14 protein-coding genes, 1 riboswitch and 1 other annotated feature are annotated in these 14,467 nt (G+C 44.0%); of the genes, 5 read left to right on the forward strand and 9 right to left on the reverse strand.

Annotated elements, in window-relative coordinates; genetic code table 11:
* Positions 1-411 precede the first annotated feature (411 nt).
* The 3 genes from HOP45_RS11720 to leuS all read right to left on the reverse strand — a co-directional run bounded on the left by HOP45_RS11720 (position 412) and on the right by leuS (position 3,624).
* Complete coding sequence (locus tag HOP45_RS11720; RefSeq protein WP_181349483.1) at positions 412-747, reverse strand: rhodanese-like domain-containing protein; 336 nt, start codon at positions 745-747, stop codon at positions 412-414.
* An 18-nt stretch (positions 748-765) separates the two neighbouring features.
* Positions 766-1,077: a rhodanese-like domain-containing protein gene (locus HOP45_RS11725; RefSeq protein WP_181349484.1), complete on the reverse strand. Its 312-nt coding sequence runs from the start codon at positions 1,075-1,077 to the stop codon at positions 766-768.
* A gap of 132 nt (positions 1,078-1,209) precedes the next feature.
* On the reverse strand, positions 1,210-3,624 hold the full coding sequence (gene leuS, locus HOP45_RS11730; RefSeq protein WP_181349485.1) for a leucine--tRNA ligase: 2,415 nt from the start codon (positions 3,622-3,624) through the stop codon (positions 1,210-1,212).
* Between the two features lie 45 nt (positions 3,625-3,669).
* Positions 3,670-3,885 (reverse strand) — a binding site (T-box leader).
* A 196-nt stretch (positions 3,886-4,081) separates the two neighbouring features.
* On the opposite strand from leuS, the gene HOP45_RS20730 reads away from it, so the two are divergent.
* Positions 4,082-4,210: a hypothetical protein gene (locus tag HOP45_RS20730; protein WP_255437622.1), complete on the forward strand. Its 129-nt coding sequence runs from the start codon at positions 4,082-4,084 to the stop codon at positions 4,208-4,210.
* 15 nt (positions 4,211-4,225) lie between these two features.
* On the opposite strand, the gene HOP45_RS11735 is transcribed toward HOP45_RS20730, so the two are convergent.
* Together HOP45_RS11735 and HOP45_RS11740 are read right to left on the reverse strand one after the other, a co-directional pair.
* The gene (locus HOP45_RS11735) at positions 4,226-5,092 is read right to left on the reverse strand and encodes a WD40 repeat domain-containing protein (RefSeq protein ID WP_181349486.1); all 867 of its coding nucleotides are present in this window, start codon (positions 5,090-5,092) and stop codon (positions 4,226-4,228) included.
* Between the two features lie 123 nt (positions 5,093-5,215).
* Entirely contained in the window at positions 5,216-5,497 is a 282-nt protein-coding gene (locus HOP45_RS11740; RefSeq protein WP_181349487.1) for a DUF2524 family protein, read from the reverse strand.
* Positions 5,498-5,619: 122 nt separating this feature from the next.
* Between HOP45_RS11740 and mnmL the strand changes: the two genes are divergently transcribed.
* Positions 5,620-6,579 carry a tRNA modification radical SAM protein MnmL/YtqA gene (gene mnmL / locus HOP45_RS11745; RefSeq protein ID WP_181349488.1) on the forward strand — a complete coding sequence of 320 codons (960 nt, stop codon included), beginning with the start codon at positions 5,620-5,622 and terminating at the stop codon, positions 6,577-6,579.
* Positions 6,576-7,160 (forward strand): tRNA 5-(aminomethyl)-2-thiouridylate-methyltransferase MnmM, encoded by a 585-nt coding sequence (gene mnmM / locus HOP45_RS11750; RefSeq protein ID WP_181349489.1) that lies wholly within the window; start codon positions 6,576-6,578, stop codon positions 7,158-7,160. The genes mnmL and mnmM overlap by 4 nt, the downstream gene beginning before the upstream one ends.
* A 1-nt stretch (position 7,161) precedes the next feature.
* Here the strand turns inward: mnmM and HOP45_RS11755 are convergent, their stop codons facing one another.
* The gene (locus HOP45_RS11755) at positions 7,162-8,238 is read right to left on the reverse strand and encodes a tetraprenyl-beta-curcumene synthase family protein (RefSeq protein ID WP_304650473.1); all 1,077 of its coding nucleotides are present in this window, start codon (positions 8,236-8,238) and stop codon (positions 7,162-7,164) included.
* On the reverse strand, positions 8,216-9,046 hold the full coding sequence (locus HOP45_RS11760) for an alpha/beta hydrolase (protein ID WP_181349490.1): 831 nt from the start codon (positions 9,044-9,046) through the stop codon (positions 8,216-8,218). The genes HOP45_RS11755 and HOP45_RS11760 overlap by 23 nt, the downstream gene beginning before the upstream one ends.
* 68 nt (positions 9,047-9,114) lie before the next feature.
* Between HOP45_RS11760 and HOP45_RS11765 the strand changes: the two genes are divergently transcribed.
* Together HOP45_RS11765 and HOP45_RS11770 are read left to right on the forward strand one after the other, a co-directional pair.
* Positions 9,115-9,630 carry a gamma carbonic anhydrase gene (locus HOP45_RS11765; protein ID WP_181349491.1) on the forward strand — a complete coding sequence of 172 codons (516 nt, stop codon included), beginning with the start codon at positions 9,115-9,117 and terminating at the stop codon, positions 9,628-9,630.
* 43 nt (positions 9,631-9,673) lie between these two features.
* Positions 9,674-10,558, forward strand: coding sequence for a C39 family peptidase (locus HOP45_RS11770; protein WP_255437623.1), 885 nt, complete (start codon positions 9,674-9,676; stop codon positions 10,556-10,558).
* Here the strand turns inward: HOP45_RS11770 and asnB are convergent.
* Entirely contained in the window at positions 10,551-12,458 is a 1,908-nt protein-coding gene (asnB, locus tag HOP45_RS11775; protein WP_181349492.1) for an asparagine synthase (glutamine-hydrolyzing), read from the reverse strand. The genes HOP45_RS11770 and asnB overlap by 8 nt on opposite strands.
* A 364-nt stretch (positions 12,459-12,822) precedes the next feature.
* Positions 12,823-14,016, reverse strand: coding sequence for a methionine adenosyltransferase (metK, locus tag HOP45_RS11780; protein ID WP_181349493.1), 1,194 nt, complete (start codon positions 14,014-14,016; stop codon positions 12,823-12,825).
* Positions 14,017-14,253: 237 nt separating this feature from the next.
* A riboswitch (SAM riboswitch) is annotated at positions 14,254-14,363 on the reverse strand.
* Between the last annotated feature and the right edge of the window lie 104 nt (positions 14,364-14,467).

Here is a 14,467-nt window from a genome sequence, read left to right on the forward strand (position 1 = left end):
TATAGAAGAAACTGAATTGACGTACTGGTTGGTTTGTTCAGTTTTCAAAGATCGATTAGATATCTGCCTAATGACGACAGTAAAGATATTCTAGCATAAAACGCTATAAAATGTCAATAACTATTAACCTCTTAATCTATTAGCGAATGATGCGTATTAGAAGCTGTCTTCAAGAAACAGCACTGAATATATTACAGGTCTATACCCCTGATGTCAACGGTTAAAACCAAAGATACTAGATTATTTATACAAACTCTATTAAACCCCGTGTTGAAAGGCGTATATCCTCTATTATAAAAGCTACCGCTTCACCTGTTCAAATCCCTAAAGCCACACTTTTATAGCAATCAAAAGCAATGTGTAACTCGATTTTTCAACAGAAAAGCCGCCTTTCCCTTGCGAAAAGGCGGCTTAACCAGCTTTCGTATAAAAAACATGTTTATTTCTCTTCTTCCTAATCATTTTGGCAGCCAAGCGTGCTCCCCGCAAATCATCCGATATGAGCAAAATCTCTTTCGGGCAGTCCACTGTTTTATTTAATTCTCGAGAAAGATAACTAAGGGGGATGTTATCGGCTCCAGGAAAAGGAGAGTTATTCGCCGAAATATAATCCCTGATATCAATCAAGCAAAAGCGATCGCTCTTAACCGCATGAGGATCGATTTTTTCCAAGTGATGAAAAGAGAAAACAAACTTAATCAGAGTAATTGTGATTATAAGTGAGATAACAACGGCTAATACTTCCATCAGCGGCGAACTCCTTTACTAAAATTCCTTTTCTCCGCTCCAGTCAAGCATCCCGCCTGCGAGATTGTTGACATTGTTAAAACCATTCTCTTTTAAATAGGTCGCAGCGTTCATACTCCTTTTCCCAGACCGGCAGACCATAACATATTCCTTGTCTTTATCCAGATCTGGAGCCGCTTCCGGAACATGACCAAGTGGGATATGAGTAGCAGTCGGAATCATACCTTGAGCGACTTCCTCATTTTCCCGTACATCTATAACATGAATGTCTTGATTGTTATCTAACATTTCCTCAAGTTTTTCAGGCGTAATTTCATTAATATGACTCATCATTTAACCTCCTCATTTAAGTTCTGCACTGCCTTATTTTATTAAAATAGTGCGCAAAGTCAAGAAATCGGCTTCTTCCTTTTGGGCCAACGAAAAGGCCGGACACTCTAGCAGAGAATCCGGCCTCATCTTTTATTGGGCAACAATATTTACGAGCTTACCTGGAATGGCGATGACTTTTCTCACGGTTTTTCCTTCCAACCATTCTTGAATGGTCTCGTTCTCTAATGCCATTTTTTCAAGATCTTCTTCTGAGGCGTCCGGGGATATCTTCATTTTCGCACGAACTTTCCCCTTGATTTGAATCACAATTTCAATTTCATCTTCTATAAGTTTGGAAGCATCATGTGTAGGCCAAGACTGGTAGCTGATTGTTTCTTCATTGCCCAGCTTCTGCCACAATTCCTCTGCAAGATGCGGCGCGACTGGTGAAAGCATTTTCGTGAAGCCCTCTGCATAATTGCGCGGAATCTCAGCTGCTTTGTAACATTCATTGATAAATACCATCATCTGTGAGATAGCGGTATTGAATCGCAGTGATTCAAAGTTCTCAGTCACTTTTTTGACGGTCTCATGGTAGGTTTTATCGAGTTCACTGTTGGATGTTTCATTAACAACGCTATCCCTCAGTTGCTCTCCGTCAATAAACAAACGCCATACACGATCCAAGAACCTTCGCGCGCCTTCAAGTCCGTTGGTAGACCAGGCAACTGAAGCTTCTAGTGGACCCATGAACATTTCATAAAGCCTTAATGTGTCCGCACCATGCGTGGAAACAATCTCATCAGGGTTCACAACGTTCCCTTTGGATTTGCTCATTTTCTCGTTATTCTCACCAAGTATCATGCCTTGGTTAAATAGTTTTTGGAAAGGCTCTTTCGTCGGAACAATTCCTTCATCATATAAAACCTTGTGCCAAAAACGAGCGTATAGCAAATGCAGAACAGCGTGCTCGGCGCCTCCGATATAAACATCGACCGGAAGCCATTTTTTCAGCTTTTCAAAATCGGCAATCTCACGGGAATTATCGGGATCGACGTAACGCAAATAGTACCAGCAGCTTCCTGCCCACTGGGGCATTGTATTCGTTTCGCGGCGCCCCTTCATTCCTGTCTCAGGATCTGTCACTTGCACCCATTCTTCCATATTAGCCAACGGAGATTCGCCTGTGCCGGCCGATTTGATTTCTGTTGTTTTGGGCAGTTCGACCGGTAATTCGTCTTCAGGTACAGCAGTAATGGACCCGTTTTCCCAATGGATAACCGGGATAGGTTCTCCCCAATAGCGTTGGCGGCTGAATAGCCAATCACGAAGGCGATACGTCGTTTTGCGTTCACCTTTTTCATGGGTCTCTAACCATTCAATCGCTTTTTCGATCGCCTCTTCTTCCTCCAGACCGTTCAGGATACCAGAGTTTATGTGCTTACCGTTACCCGTGTAAGCTTCCTTCTCGACATTACCGCCTTCCACAACGGGCACGATTGGCAGATCATATTTTTGAGCGAATTCATAGTCACGTTCATCATGAGCTGGAACCGCCATGATCGCCCCGCTTCCATAGCTTGTCAGGACATAATCAGCAATCCAAATTGGGAGTTTTTCTCCATTAATCGGATTAACAGCGTAAGCGCCAGTAAATACACCTGTTTTGTCCTTGGCAAGATCTGTCCTTTCAAGTTCGCTCTTCTTCTTCGCCTCTTTTAAATAGTGCTCCACTTCTGAGCGTTTTTCTTCAGAGACAACGTTATCCACCAATGGATGCTCAGGCGCCAATACAGCATAAGTAGCTCCATATAGCGTGTCAGGACGCGTTGTGAAAACATCAAAGGTATCACCGGTCTCTTCGACTTCAAACACAACTTCTGCACCTTCAGATTTTCCTATCCAGTTTCGTTGCATTTCTTTGATGCTTTCTGGCCAATCCAATTCATCTAAGTCATCTAACAGCCGATCAGCGTAGGCAGTGATTTTCAGCATCCATTGCTTCATAGGACGTTGTTCCACCGGGTGATCCCCACGCTCACTTTTGCCGTCAATGACTTCTTCATTTGCAAGCACAGTGCCTAAGGCAGGGCACCAATTGACTGGCACTTCATCAATATAAGCCAGGCCTTTTTCATAAAGTTTCAAGAAAATCCACTGCGTCCACTTATAATAATGGGGATCTGTCGTATTGATTTCCCTATCCCAATCATAGGAGAACCCTAGCTCCTTGATTTGACGCTTAAACGTCGTGATATTTGCTTTCGTAAACTCCTCAGGGTCATTTCCGGTATCTAAGGCGTATTGTTCAGCAGGCAGACCAAACGCATCCCACCCCATGGGGTGAAGCACCTCATAACCTTGCATGCGTTTCATTCGCGACAAAATGTCCGTCGCTGTGTAGCCTTCCGGATGCCCCACATGCAATCCAGCACCTGATGGATAAGGAAACATATCAAGTGCATAGAATTTTTCTTTTTCAGAATGCTCATCTGTTTTAAATATTTTATTTTCAAGCCAATACGTTCTCCATTTTGCTTCAATAGCTTTATGGTCAAATGCCATTTATTCCACCTCCGTCAATCTGTAAACAAAAAACTCCCATCCCACAAATGGGACGAGAGTTTTCTTCCCGCGGTACCACCCAATTTAACAACTGAATCGTTCTCTTATATGTAGTGATAACGGAATCTAACCGGCAAGAATTACTCCTCGTTCATTCCTGCGACATCCAAGGCGAGTTCATAAAGTTTAAGGACAGTTCGCACCACCACTGTCTCTCTAGCAACTTAAAGCTTTACTACTACTCCTTTTCCAAGTCCTGTTTTATTTACTTTTATGAAAGATGTCACCAACCACACTGTGACATCTTCTTGCCAGCAGTCAAAACTGCTTGGGAGACGATATACTTATAATCGTATCTTAATTAAACCAAATCGCTTTGTCAAGCGTCCTCTATCATGTTTGAAGCCCTCCTGAATAAGGAATTGACAGATAAGAATTTCAATTAGGAGGGAAGTATATGAAACAATTACTCAGAAAAGCTGTCAGTTATGCACAGCGTAACCCGGAGAAGACGAAGCATTACGCTCGTAAGGCCTATAACACCGTACAAAACAAACGGAAGGGCCGCAGCAGCTCCAGTCGTTAAAGTGTGCTCAACAGATTATGATTCAAACAGCCTTATCCGTTTGTCTGCTGAAGCCATGGCAATGCGTTGTCCATCCGGTGAAAACGTAACATCATAATTTCCTTTGGGTGAAACGTCGACTGCTTCTGTGGCTAAGTCTTTTAATCGGATGATTTTCAAAGCGTGTGGCAAGCAAACAGCTGCACGGTCGCCTTGAGGGGATACAGCTATGCCATAAAAACCTGTGTCTCCCACCTGGTGGGACTCAAGCAATTGGTGGGCGGTCATGTCCCAAATCATAATGGCCCCGTCATAGCCTACCGAGATGCCATGACGATCATCATCAAAGAAACGAAAGCCCATTGTTGCGGTTTCATGCGCTTTCATTCGTTCAATTTCTTCCCCAGACTGGATATCGAAACGTCTTAATTGCTTACCGAGCCCACCTATCATCATGTGCAAGTGGGTTTGCGCTGTATCCATGACACCACTCTGCTTATGATCACTTTTCTTCTTGGTGATGATATGCCCGTCTGGCCATTCACGAACGATGAACAGATTGGTTTTCGTGCTCGTTATGATGTGTTCCTTTTTATGAGACACAGCCAAATGATTCACGCCGGATTTTGGGTCCTGCCACTCCAACTCAGGCGCACTGGTTGAAATAGAATGAGCCGTGATCGTGCCATCCCCAGAAGCCGCGACGAGTGTCTCATCATTGAGGAACTCAACCCCATTTACCGTTTGAGTATGCCCCTCATAAACCTGCACCTTCTCTCGTGTTTCCACATCCCATAAATAGAGTTCACCACTGAAGCCCGCAGAAGCGATATAGTTGCTGTCCTTCGAAAAGCGCACTTTGTTCACGTGAGATGAATGACCTTGCATTTCCGTGACGTTCATCATAATTCCTCCTCTTCACCTTTATTCGTATCACCATGTTCGTGACAAAATGATAAACTCCTGCTTCCTTTCGGATAATATGTAAAATGCGACCGGTTCGCGGCCGCATTAAAATTCAACTCTTTAGGAATGTTCATCTACATCGATTGCATCGAGTATCATATCGTTCAAACATTGGGAGACTTGTAAATGGAGCCGATGCAACTGTTCTTTTTGTTGGTGATTGGCACTGTTCATCATTTTTTGTATCTCTACTTCGGTTTGTTCCAATGCTTGTTGGGTCGCCACATATTCGTCGTTGATGCTGTACCCATTTCGGTCGGCTTGATTCATGGCTTGATTGGCTTGGTCCAGTCGATTGGTTGCTTCATGAATCAACCCGTCAATCGAATCGCGTGTTGTCATCATCATCACCTCGTATGTATTTTCAGCCGCAGCCCCGCATTTCATACACGGAAGTTTGGGAATGGTCCACTGTTCGTGCTACAATGTTGGTTAATCTAATTGATACGTGAAGGAGTCCCTATATGAATAATCCATTTCCATATTCTTTTGACAAGAAACGCTACCACTCATGGAATTACCATCTTAAAAACACGTTTGGACATAAAGTATTCAAAGTCGCTCTTGATGGCGGTTTCGATTGCCCCAATCGCGATGGCACCGTCGCTCATGGCGGATGTACATTCTGTTCCGCGGCCGGCAGTGGTGATTTTGCCGGTGATCGAGCAGAAGACCTCGAAGTCCAATTTCATAAAGTCAAAGATCAAATGCATCACAAGTGGAAAGACGGTAAATATATGGCTTACTTTCAAGCCTTTACGAATACTCACGCGCCTGTATCAGAACTGCGTGAAAAATATGAAAAAGTGTTGAAACAAGAGGGCGTCGTCGGGTTATCCATCGCTACCCGACCCGATTGCCTGCCTGATGATGTTGTCGAGTACTTGGCAGAATTAAATGAACGTGTCTACCTTTGGGTTGAGCTTGGCCTGCAAACCGTTCACGAAGAGACGGCTGAGCTTATCAATCGTGCCCATGACTTTGAATGTTACCAGGAAGGCGTAAACAAACTGCGCAAGCATAACATCCGTGTCTGCTCTCATCTGATCAACGGTCTCCCTGGTGAGGATTATGAAATGATGATGGAAACCGCACAAGCTGTCGCTGACCTGGATGTGCAGGGCATAAAAATCCACTTGCTTCATTTGTTAAAAGGCACGCCTATGGTCAAACAATACGAGCGGGGTCATTTAAACTTCCTTTCTAAAGAAGACTACATTAACATTGTGGTTGATCAACTTGAAATATTACCTCCTAGCATGATCATCCATAGAATTACCGGAGACGGGCCCCCTGAATTATTGGTCGGCCCCATGTGGAGCATGAATAAATGGCAAGTGCTGAATGACATTGATGCAGAACTCGAACGACGTGAAAGCTGGCAAGGCAAACATTATCAAAAGAAAGCCCCTCAACTGACATGAAGTTGCACCGTGCGCTTGATTACGCTCACGAATTAATGAAACAAAACTTAGCTCCGGGTGACATCGCCATTGACGGGACCTGCGGCAATGGTCACGACACGTTATTATTAAGCGAACTTGTCGGGTCAGCAGGCCATGTTTACGGCTTTGACATTCAAGAAGCTGCTATTCAGTCAACTGCTGACAGATTACACCGGCATCACCTGGAACAGGCTGTCACATTAATCCAGGACAGTCATGCTAACTTTCCACACTACTTGGAAGAAGCACACACATTCCAGATACAAGCCGGGATATTCAACTTAGGGTATTTGCCAGGCAGTGATAAATCCATTATTACGGAAGCGGAGCACACACTTAAAGCCGTTCATGAACTACTGGCTCACCTGAAAGTGAGCGGGATCCTCGCTATTGTCGTTTACCATGGGCACGAAGGCGGCCAAGCTGAAAAGAACGCTCTATTAGAATTTGCCGGACAGTTGGATCAAACTTATTACAACGTTCTACAGTATGGGTTCATCAATCAAGTCAACACGCCTCCCTTTCTTCTTGCCATCGAAAAAAAAGCGAAGCCTGAATGATCTACAATGATCGTTCAGGCTTCATTTTATGGTACATTTTGGTGTTAAAATAGAAAAATTTTGCTTTGCGGCCGCTTGCTCTTAATAAAGCTTTAGCAAAATGTTGAGCGTTTTCTAGATGAGCAACTTTGCGATCTGCTAAATACATGCCAACTAGCCCTTCGCGTATCATCTCATGAAACTTGGGGTTCGGCAGGAGTTGGACATGAGACCGTGCTTGTTCGACAAAATAGATAAACCGCTGCTTCATTTCTTCTTCATGGTCATAGTAAGAGCAAAAGTTAAGATCCCCTTCTGCCTCATCTTCCATTTGATCGATGTAGTAATCAAGCATGATGTGGAGGCCTTGCATAAAAGGAAAATAGCTTCTAGCAATTTTTTCAGCCAGATCACTGGACATCTCTCCGGAGAGGGTGTAACTAACCAGGCAAAATATGCCGAGAGTGGACCCTGTACATGCGGAAAATTCATACCATTTCAGTTCTGGCCATTCCGCCTGATGCGAAGCAAACCAATTTTGTAACCGTGGAATCCGCTCTTCTTCAAATACATGTTTATGTACTTGCAAATCATTGTATAAACCACCCAGTTTTCTGGCGAAACCTCCCGCCACTTCATAATCAGGGACCGAATCCAGGGCGTCCTGACACGTCGTGACAAGCTGTTCTAAATAACCTCCATCGTTCTGCTCGGAACGGAACTGATAGTAATTTTTTAATTGATTACCCGGGGTCAGAGCATCCGTCATCGCTTCATGCAGCATCCTGAAATCCTGCGGATCCATGGAAGTGCTTCGGTCGCAAAGATTGTCAAGGTAGTCACTGATGGTTTGGTACGCAACAATGAAACGAATAGCTGTTCTCCAGTTCTCCCCGGCCAGAAGAGCATAAATGCCGCCCCCTTCACAATGAAAGGTCTTTGTCTCAATACTCGACAAGGCTTGTGTCCGCAACTCCTGATCAGGAATGGCTTGCGCTTGGGTTATCCAACCCTCAAGCTCCTTATGCACTTCTGGAAAAATGCGGCCATACACAGCAGCCATTAATGAGAAAGCATTACGTGGGACTGGGGTGTTCAATTGTATCCCCTCCTGACTCAACAAAATGATGATTCAATCTCTGCTTTATAAAGGAAAGCGTATCGTTCACAACCTCTTCCCATTCTGGTTCATTAAAGACTTCGTGGTATAAGTCTGGCCAATCTTGATACGTTTTATCATGAAGATCCACCATGTCAAACCATTCTTCTGTTTTTTCCTTCTCAACCATCAAGTCCTGACCAGCCTGCATAACCAGCAGCGGCACATCAGGAAAGGCCTGATAATCTCGGAAAGCTTTTTCTATTCCGCTGGCGAATTCTGAATACCAGCGCACCGACACTTTTTTCAATATATAAGGGTCTTGTTTGTCTTGGGCAATAACGCGCGGGTTTCGGGTCACTTTTTCAGCAAATGTCGGCGTTTTCACTTTAAATTTAGGAAATAGCACATTCAACGCCTTTGTCAAACCTGTTAACCATTTGGACGGTGCGTCTTTTATGCCCAACGCCGGTGAAGATAATATAACACCGTTCACCTCAGGCCGGAGTTTCTGCATCGTTCTAATGACAACAATGCCGCCCATGCTGTGACCGATGACGAACAAAGGCAATCCCAAACTTGAAGCCTCTTGCAGCCAAGCTGCTGTCTCTTCAATGTATTCTTCAAAAAAGTTGATATGGCCGCGATTTTCATATGTCGAACCCTGTCCCGGGAGATCACCATAAATGACATGAAAGCCTTCTGACTGAAACTTTGCGGCCAATCGATCGTAGCGCCCGCTATGTTCAAACGCGCCATGAACGATAACAAGCGTCGCAAGCGGTTCGTCTGCAAACAATTTTTTCATTGTGTCCCCCCTGATTTCTTGTTGAAATTTGCTATACTAATTATATTAGTATTATAAGGGGGAAAATGATGATTTGCGAATATAAAGGTAAACATCCACACATCCATGAATCGGCGTTTATCGCTGAGGATACTGTTATAACGGGGGATGTCACCATTGCAAAAGATGTCAGCATCTGGTTCAAAACAGTCATTCGAGGAGACGTGGCGCCAGTGAAAATCGGCAAATGGAGCAACATTCAGGACCTTAGTCTACTTCATCAAAGCCCGAATCTGCCCTTAATTATAGGCGAAGGTGTTACAGTCGGTCACCAAGTTACGCTTCACTCAGCTCACATTGAAGATGACTCCCTTATCGGGATGGGCACCATGATCCTGGATGGAGCAGTCATCGGTTCAGGCGCCTTTATTGGTGCGGGGAGTCTCGTGCCTCCTGGGAAAGAAATCCCGCCTCACACACTAGCTTTTGGACGCCCTGCTAAAGTAGTACGTGAATTAAATGACCACGACTTGAAAGAAATGAAACGAATCCGTCAAACTTACATCGAAAAAGGTCGATATTATAGGGACAACCTGTCAACTTAGCCCCTGATTTTATTGGAGCTACGTAACTATAAGGAGGGGTGGTATGTTCTTAGAACTTGGCATAGCTAGTGCTGCACTGGCTATAATGCTGTTTTTATTCTCATTTCGGTTAGAAACATCCCTGAGACGAATTGCACGCAAATACAGCTACTTGTTTACCGCATGTTCCCTCGCCTTAGGTGTCATGCTCTTACATCAAGACCAGGAGGAAGTCCGGGAGTCATTGAACAAGTGGATGGAGCAATCTTTCTCACAACGTGATCAACGTTCCATCCCTATTACATATGCGCTTCAGCAAGACAGCGAGCCTATGATCGAACAGTTTGAATTAAAGTCGGCTGTGAAAATCGACGCACCTTTATTATCACAATATCCAGAGTTACCGCGCGGGTGCGAAGTCACTAGTTTGGCTATGCTGCTGAATTATCATAATATATCGGCTGATAAAATGACTCTGGCAGATGAGATAAAGAAAAACAAAGAACAACAGGAGATCATCAATGGTACAATCCATTACGGCCACCCTAACGAAGGTTTCGTTGGGGATATGTACAACCTGGCTAATGAGGGATTTGGCGTTTATCACAAGCCGGTTGCGGATTTGGTCCGGCAATATGCAGGCGATCGAACGACAGATTTAACAGGAAAAGATTTCGCCTACATTTTAAAAAACCTGAATGAAGGGCAGCCTGTTTGGGTCATTACGAATACACAATATGAACACCTGCCCGACAGCCAATTTACTGAGTGGCAAACTCCTCAAGGGGAGATCACCGTAACGCATAAAGAGCATGCCGTCCTTGTCACGGGGTATGACGAAGAGTTCATCTATTTCAATGATCCGTTAAACAAACACAAAAAAGCACCCCACAGTTCCTTTAAAGAAGCCTGGGTGCAGATGGGCAAGCAAGCCATCACCATTAAGTGATGGTGAGCTTGCTTTTTGTTTGGTCTTCAGCTATCAAGTTTTGTATGGAATATTTCCGCTCGATGAAAATTTGATGCCACAACATGAACATAAGGACCGTCCATATCTTCCTGCTATAATCTGCTTTACCTTTACAATGATCATCAAGCAAGTTTAAGATATAATCTTTTTTGATCAAGTAACCTGTTTCACTTTCTCTGATAAGATGCTTTGCCCATTCATTCATTTCGTTCTTTAACCAGTGTCGGATCGGAACAGGAAAACCAAGTTTCTTCCGATCGAGTACATGATCAGGTACGACTCCTCGTGAGGCCTGGCGAAGGATACGCTTTGTCGTGCCATCCGCGATTTTCATGTCTTTTGGAATTTCACGTGCAACATTGAATACCTCTTTATCTAGAAAGGGCACTCTTAATTCCAAAGAGTGAGCCATTGTCATCTTATCCGCCTTCAGTAAAATATCTCCACGCATCCACGTATGGATATCGATATATTGCATTTGGTTGACTGCATCATATCCTTCAGCATTTTCATAAAGGCCCTCTGTTAAGCTTTGATAATGTGAAGACTCATGAAAATCCTGGAGAATCTGACGTTTTTCATCTTCTTCAAACATTTTGGCATTACCGATGTAGCGCTCTCGTAACGGTGTTGTGCCGCGTTCTAGAAAACTTTTCCCGCGGACTCCTTCCGGCAGAACTTCGGCTACTTTAGCCAGCCCTTTATGAAACTTTTGCGGGATGTGGTCAAACATTTTAAGAGATTCGGGCTCTCTGTAAATATTATAACCACCGAACAACTCATCACTACCTTCACCAGAGAGGACGACTGTCACATGCTTACGCGCTTCCCGTGCCACGAAATACAATGGAACACACGCAGGGTCTGCCAGCGGGTCATCCATGTGATACATGATTTTAGGCAATTTCTTCATATATTCTTCTGCTGTAATGGTGTAGGAAATATTGTCGACATTTAATTGACGAGCTGTTTCTTTAGCCACATCCACTTCAGAATACCCTTCCCGTTCAAACCCTACAGAAAAGGTCTTGATATTGGGATTGAATTCCCTGGCCATGGCGACAATGATAGATGAGTCAATCCCCCCTGATAAAAAGGAGCCCACCGGAACATCACTGCGCATATGTTTATTGACTGAATCATACATAACATCTTGAATTTGCTTGACCCAAGCTTGTCTGTCCATCAGTTTCGGCTGAAAGGTTGCATGAAAATAACGGAAAAATTGTATAGGTTCCCCTGCTTTTTTAACAAAATAATGGCCAGGCTCAGCTTTATATATGTCATCTGTCAATGTTAAGGGTTCCGGCACAAATTGAAAGCTTAAGTAATGTTGCAAAGCTTCTGTGTTGACGATTTCATTCTCATGAGCCAGCGTGATACTCTTCTTTTCAGAAGCAAAGTAAGTCCCTTCTTGTTTTTCTGTATAGAATAAAGGCTTGATGCCGAATGGGTCACGTGCGCCATACATAGTCTGCAATTCTTTGTCCCATATCAGGATGGAAAACATGCCACGAAGTTCTTTAAAAGCCTGCTCACGCTCAAAATGAAATAGCGCTGCAATGACTTCCGTATCAGACTCCGTTTCAAATTCCGCTCCTGCTTTCAATAGCTGTTCACGGAGTTCCACATAATTATAAATTTCACCGTTGAAAACCATCCAATATCGTTCATCTTCATAACTCAAAGGCTGCTGCCCGCTGTCAATATCGATTATACTTAACCGTCGAAAGCCGAATGATACATATTCATCATGAAAATATCCTTCATCATCCGGACCACGGTGTCTTAATACATTGCATTGTTGTTGAAAAGTTGATTGTTCTTCTTCAGAAGGCTGACCCGGCTGGTTTCGGAGCACCCCAATAAAACCACACATAAACGTGCCTCTCTTTCTGCCATTCATTATAGTGTCTTTGTCTAGGTTCTGTTAAACTTTCAACAGCGACTTCGTCTAAAAAAGTATATCACAAATATAAACAAGGTTCGATAAGATATCACGTGATAGGTTCCCTAGTCCCAGAACAAAGGCGCAAGCCCCCCGGAAGCTCCGACACGCATAAGCAAAACACCAGGAGGAAGGTGGCCTTTCCTTCCGCAGGGTGGGTTGCTTATGTCCCGAGGATCTGGGCGTGGCTAATTAAGTATGTGTTATCCACATGGCCAAAATTTTATAGTTTCCTAAGCAATGAAAAAACCAGGCGTTAAATAACAACGCCTGGCACAAAAACGCCCACCTGCAATTAGAATCGTTTCTTCAACTCCACTGCTTTATCCGTTTGTTCCCACGGAAATGCTTTGTCTGTACGACCAAAATGACCAAAAACAGCTGTATCCCGGTAAATCGGTCGTCTTAAATCCAGCATCTTAATAATGCCTGCTGGGCGAAGATCAAATAATTCGCGTACAGCCGCGACCAATTCTTCCTCACTGACCACTCCTGAACCAAAGGTATCGATGGAAATGGAAACAGGTTGCGCAACCCCAATCGCGTAGGCAAGCTGGACTTCACAGCTGTCAGCTAATTCGGCAGCTACAATATTTTTTGCGACATATCGAGCGGCATAAGCGGCAGACCGGTCTACCTTTGTAGCATCCTTTCCGCTAAAAGCTCCTCCTCCATGACGCGCATAACCACCGTAAGTATCCACGATAATTTTCCGACCGGTTAACCCTGCATCACCTTGAGGTCCGCCGATCACAAAGCGGCCAGTAGGGTTGATAAAGTACTTCGTCGTGTCATCGATTAACTCCGCAGGCACGACCGGCGTAATCACATATTTTTTCAAATCCTCTTGAATTTGGCTGAGCGATACTTCCTCTGCATGCTGCGTCGATATGACAATCGTATCTACTCTTAGCGGACGATTGTGTTCATCGTATTCGACTGTAACCTGTGTTTTACCATCCGGACGTAGATACTCAAGCGTATTGTCTCTCCTGACAGCAGATAAACGTCTGGCAAGTTTGTGGGCAAGTGAAATGGGCAATGGCATCAATTCACTCGTTTCATTATTAGCGTAACCAAACATCAGACCTTGATCACCCGCTCCGATGGACTCCAATTCTTTTTCCGTCATTTGGCCTTCTCTGGTTTCAAGCGCTTGGTCCACCCCTCCAGCTATGTCGGGAGACTGCTCATCAATTGCAGTCAGGACAGCACACGTGTCTGCATCAAAGCCGTATTTCGCTCTGGTATAACCAATGTCCTTAATGGTTTGACGTACGATCGTAGGTATATCCACGTAGGTAGACGTGCTAATTTCACCTGACACTAACACAAGCCCTGTCGTAACCGTTGTTTCACAAGCAACCCGGGCATTGGGATCGTTTGTTAAAATTTCGTCTAAAATGGCATCGGATATTTGATCACAGATCTTATCCGGATGCCCTTCTGTTACAGATTCTGAAGTGAACAACCGGCGACTTGCAGGCATTCTCTAAAACTCCTCCTTCACATAAATCCAAAAATTTAGACGGAACTACTCCTCCAGTGATGAATAAGAAACGAACCAATCCTTATATATTGTGTCAGCTAAGTAAGTTTTTTTCTATATCTCATACATCATATGCATATAATGTAAATGAGACAGGGGAAACGCAATCATTTCCCTTATAGGCTCTAAAAAAGAAAAAACCTTTCCTATTGTGAGGAAAGGGAATGGTTCCTTTCGCTCTTATCGTCCAAGACCTATGGCCTTGCTGCAGTTGAGCACCTTTTCACTTCCACGTGATGGTTGCCGGGCTTCTCAGGGGCTGTCCCTCCACCAACTCCGGATAAGAGAGTTTCCGTTCGAAATTTATCGTAACCAAATTGAAGCTTAATGTCAATTCAAGTCAGTTTGACTTCACCCTCAATAAGGAGCACATTATTTAATATCAAGAAAT

Origin of the sequence: Thalassobacillus sp. CUG 92003 (genome assembly GCF_013618635.1) — a bacterium.
GTDB lineage: Bacteria > Bacillota > Bacilli > Bacillales > Halobacillaceae > CUG-92003.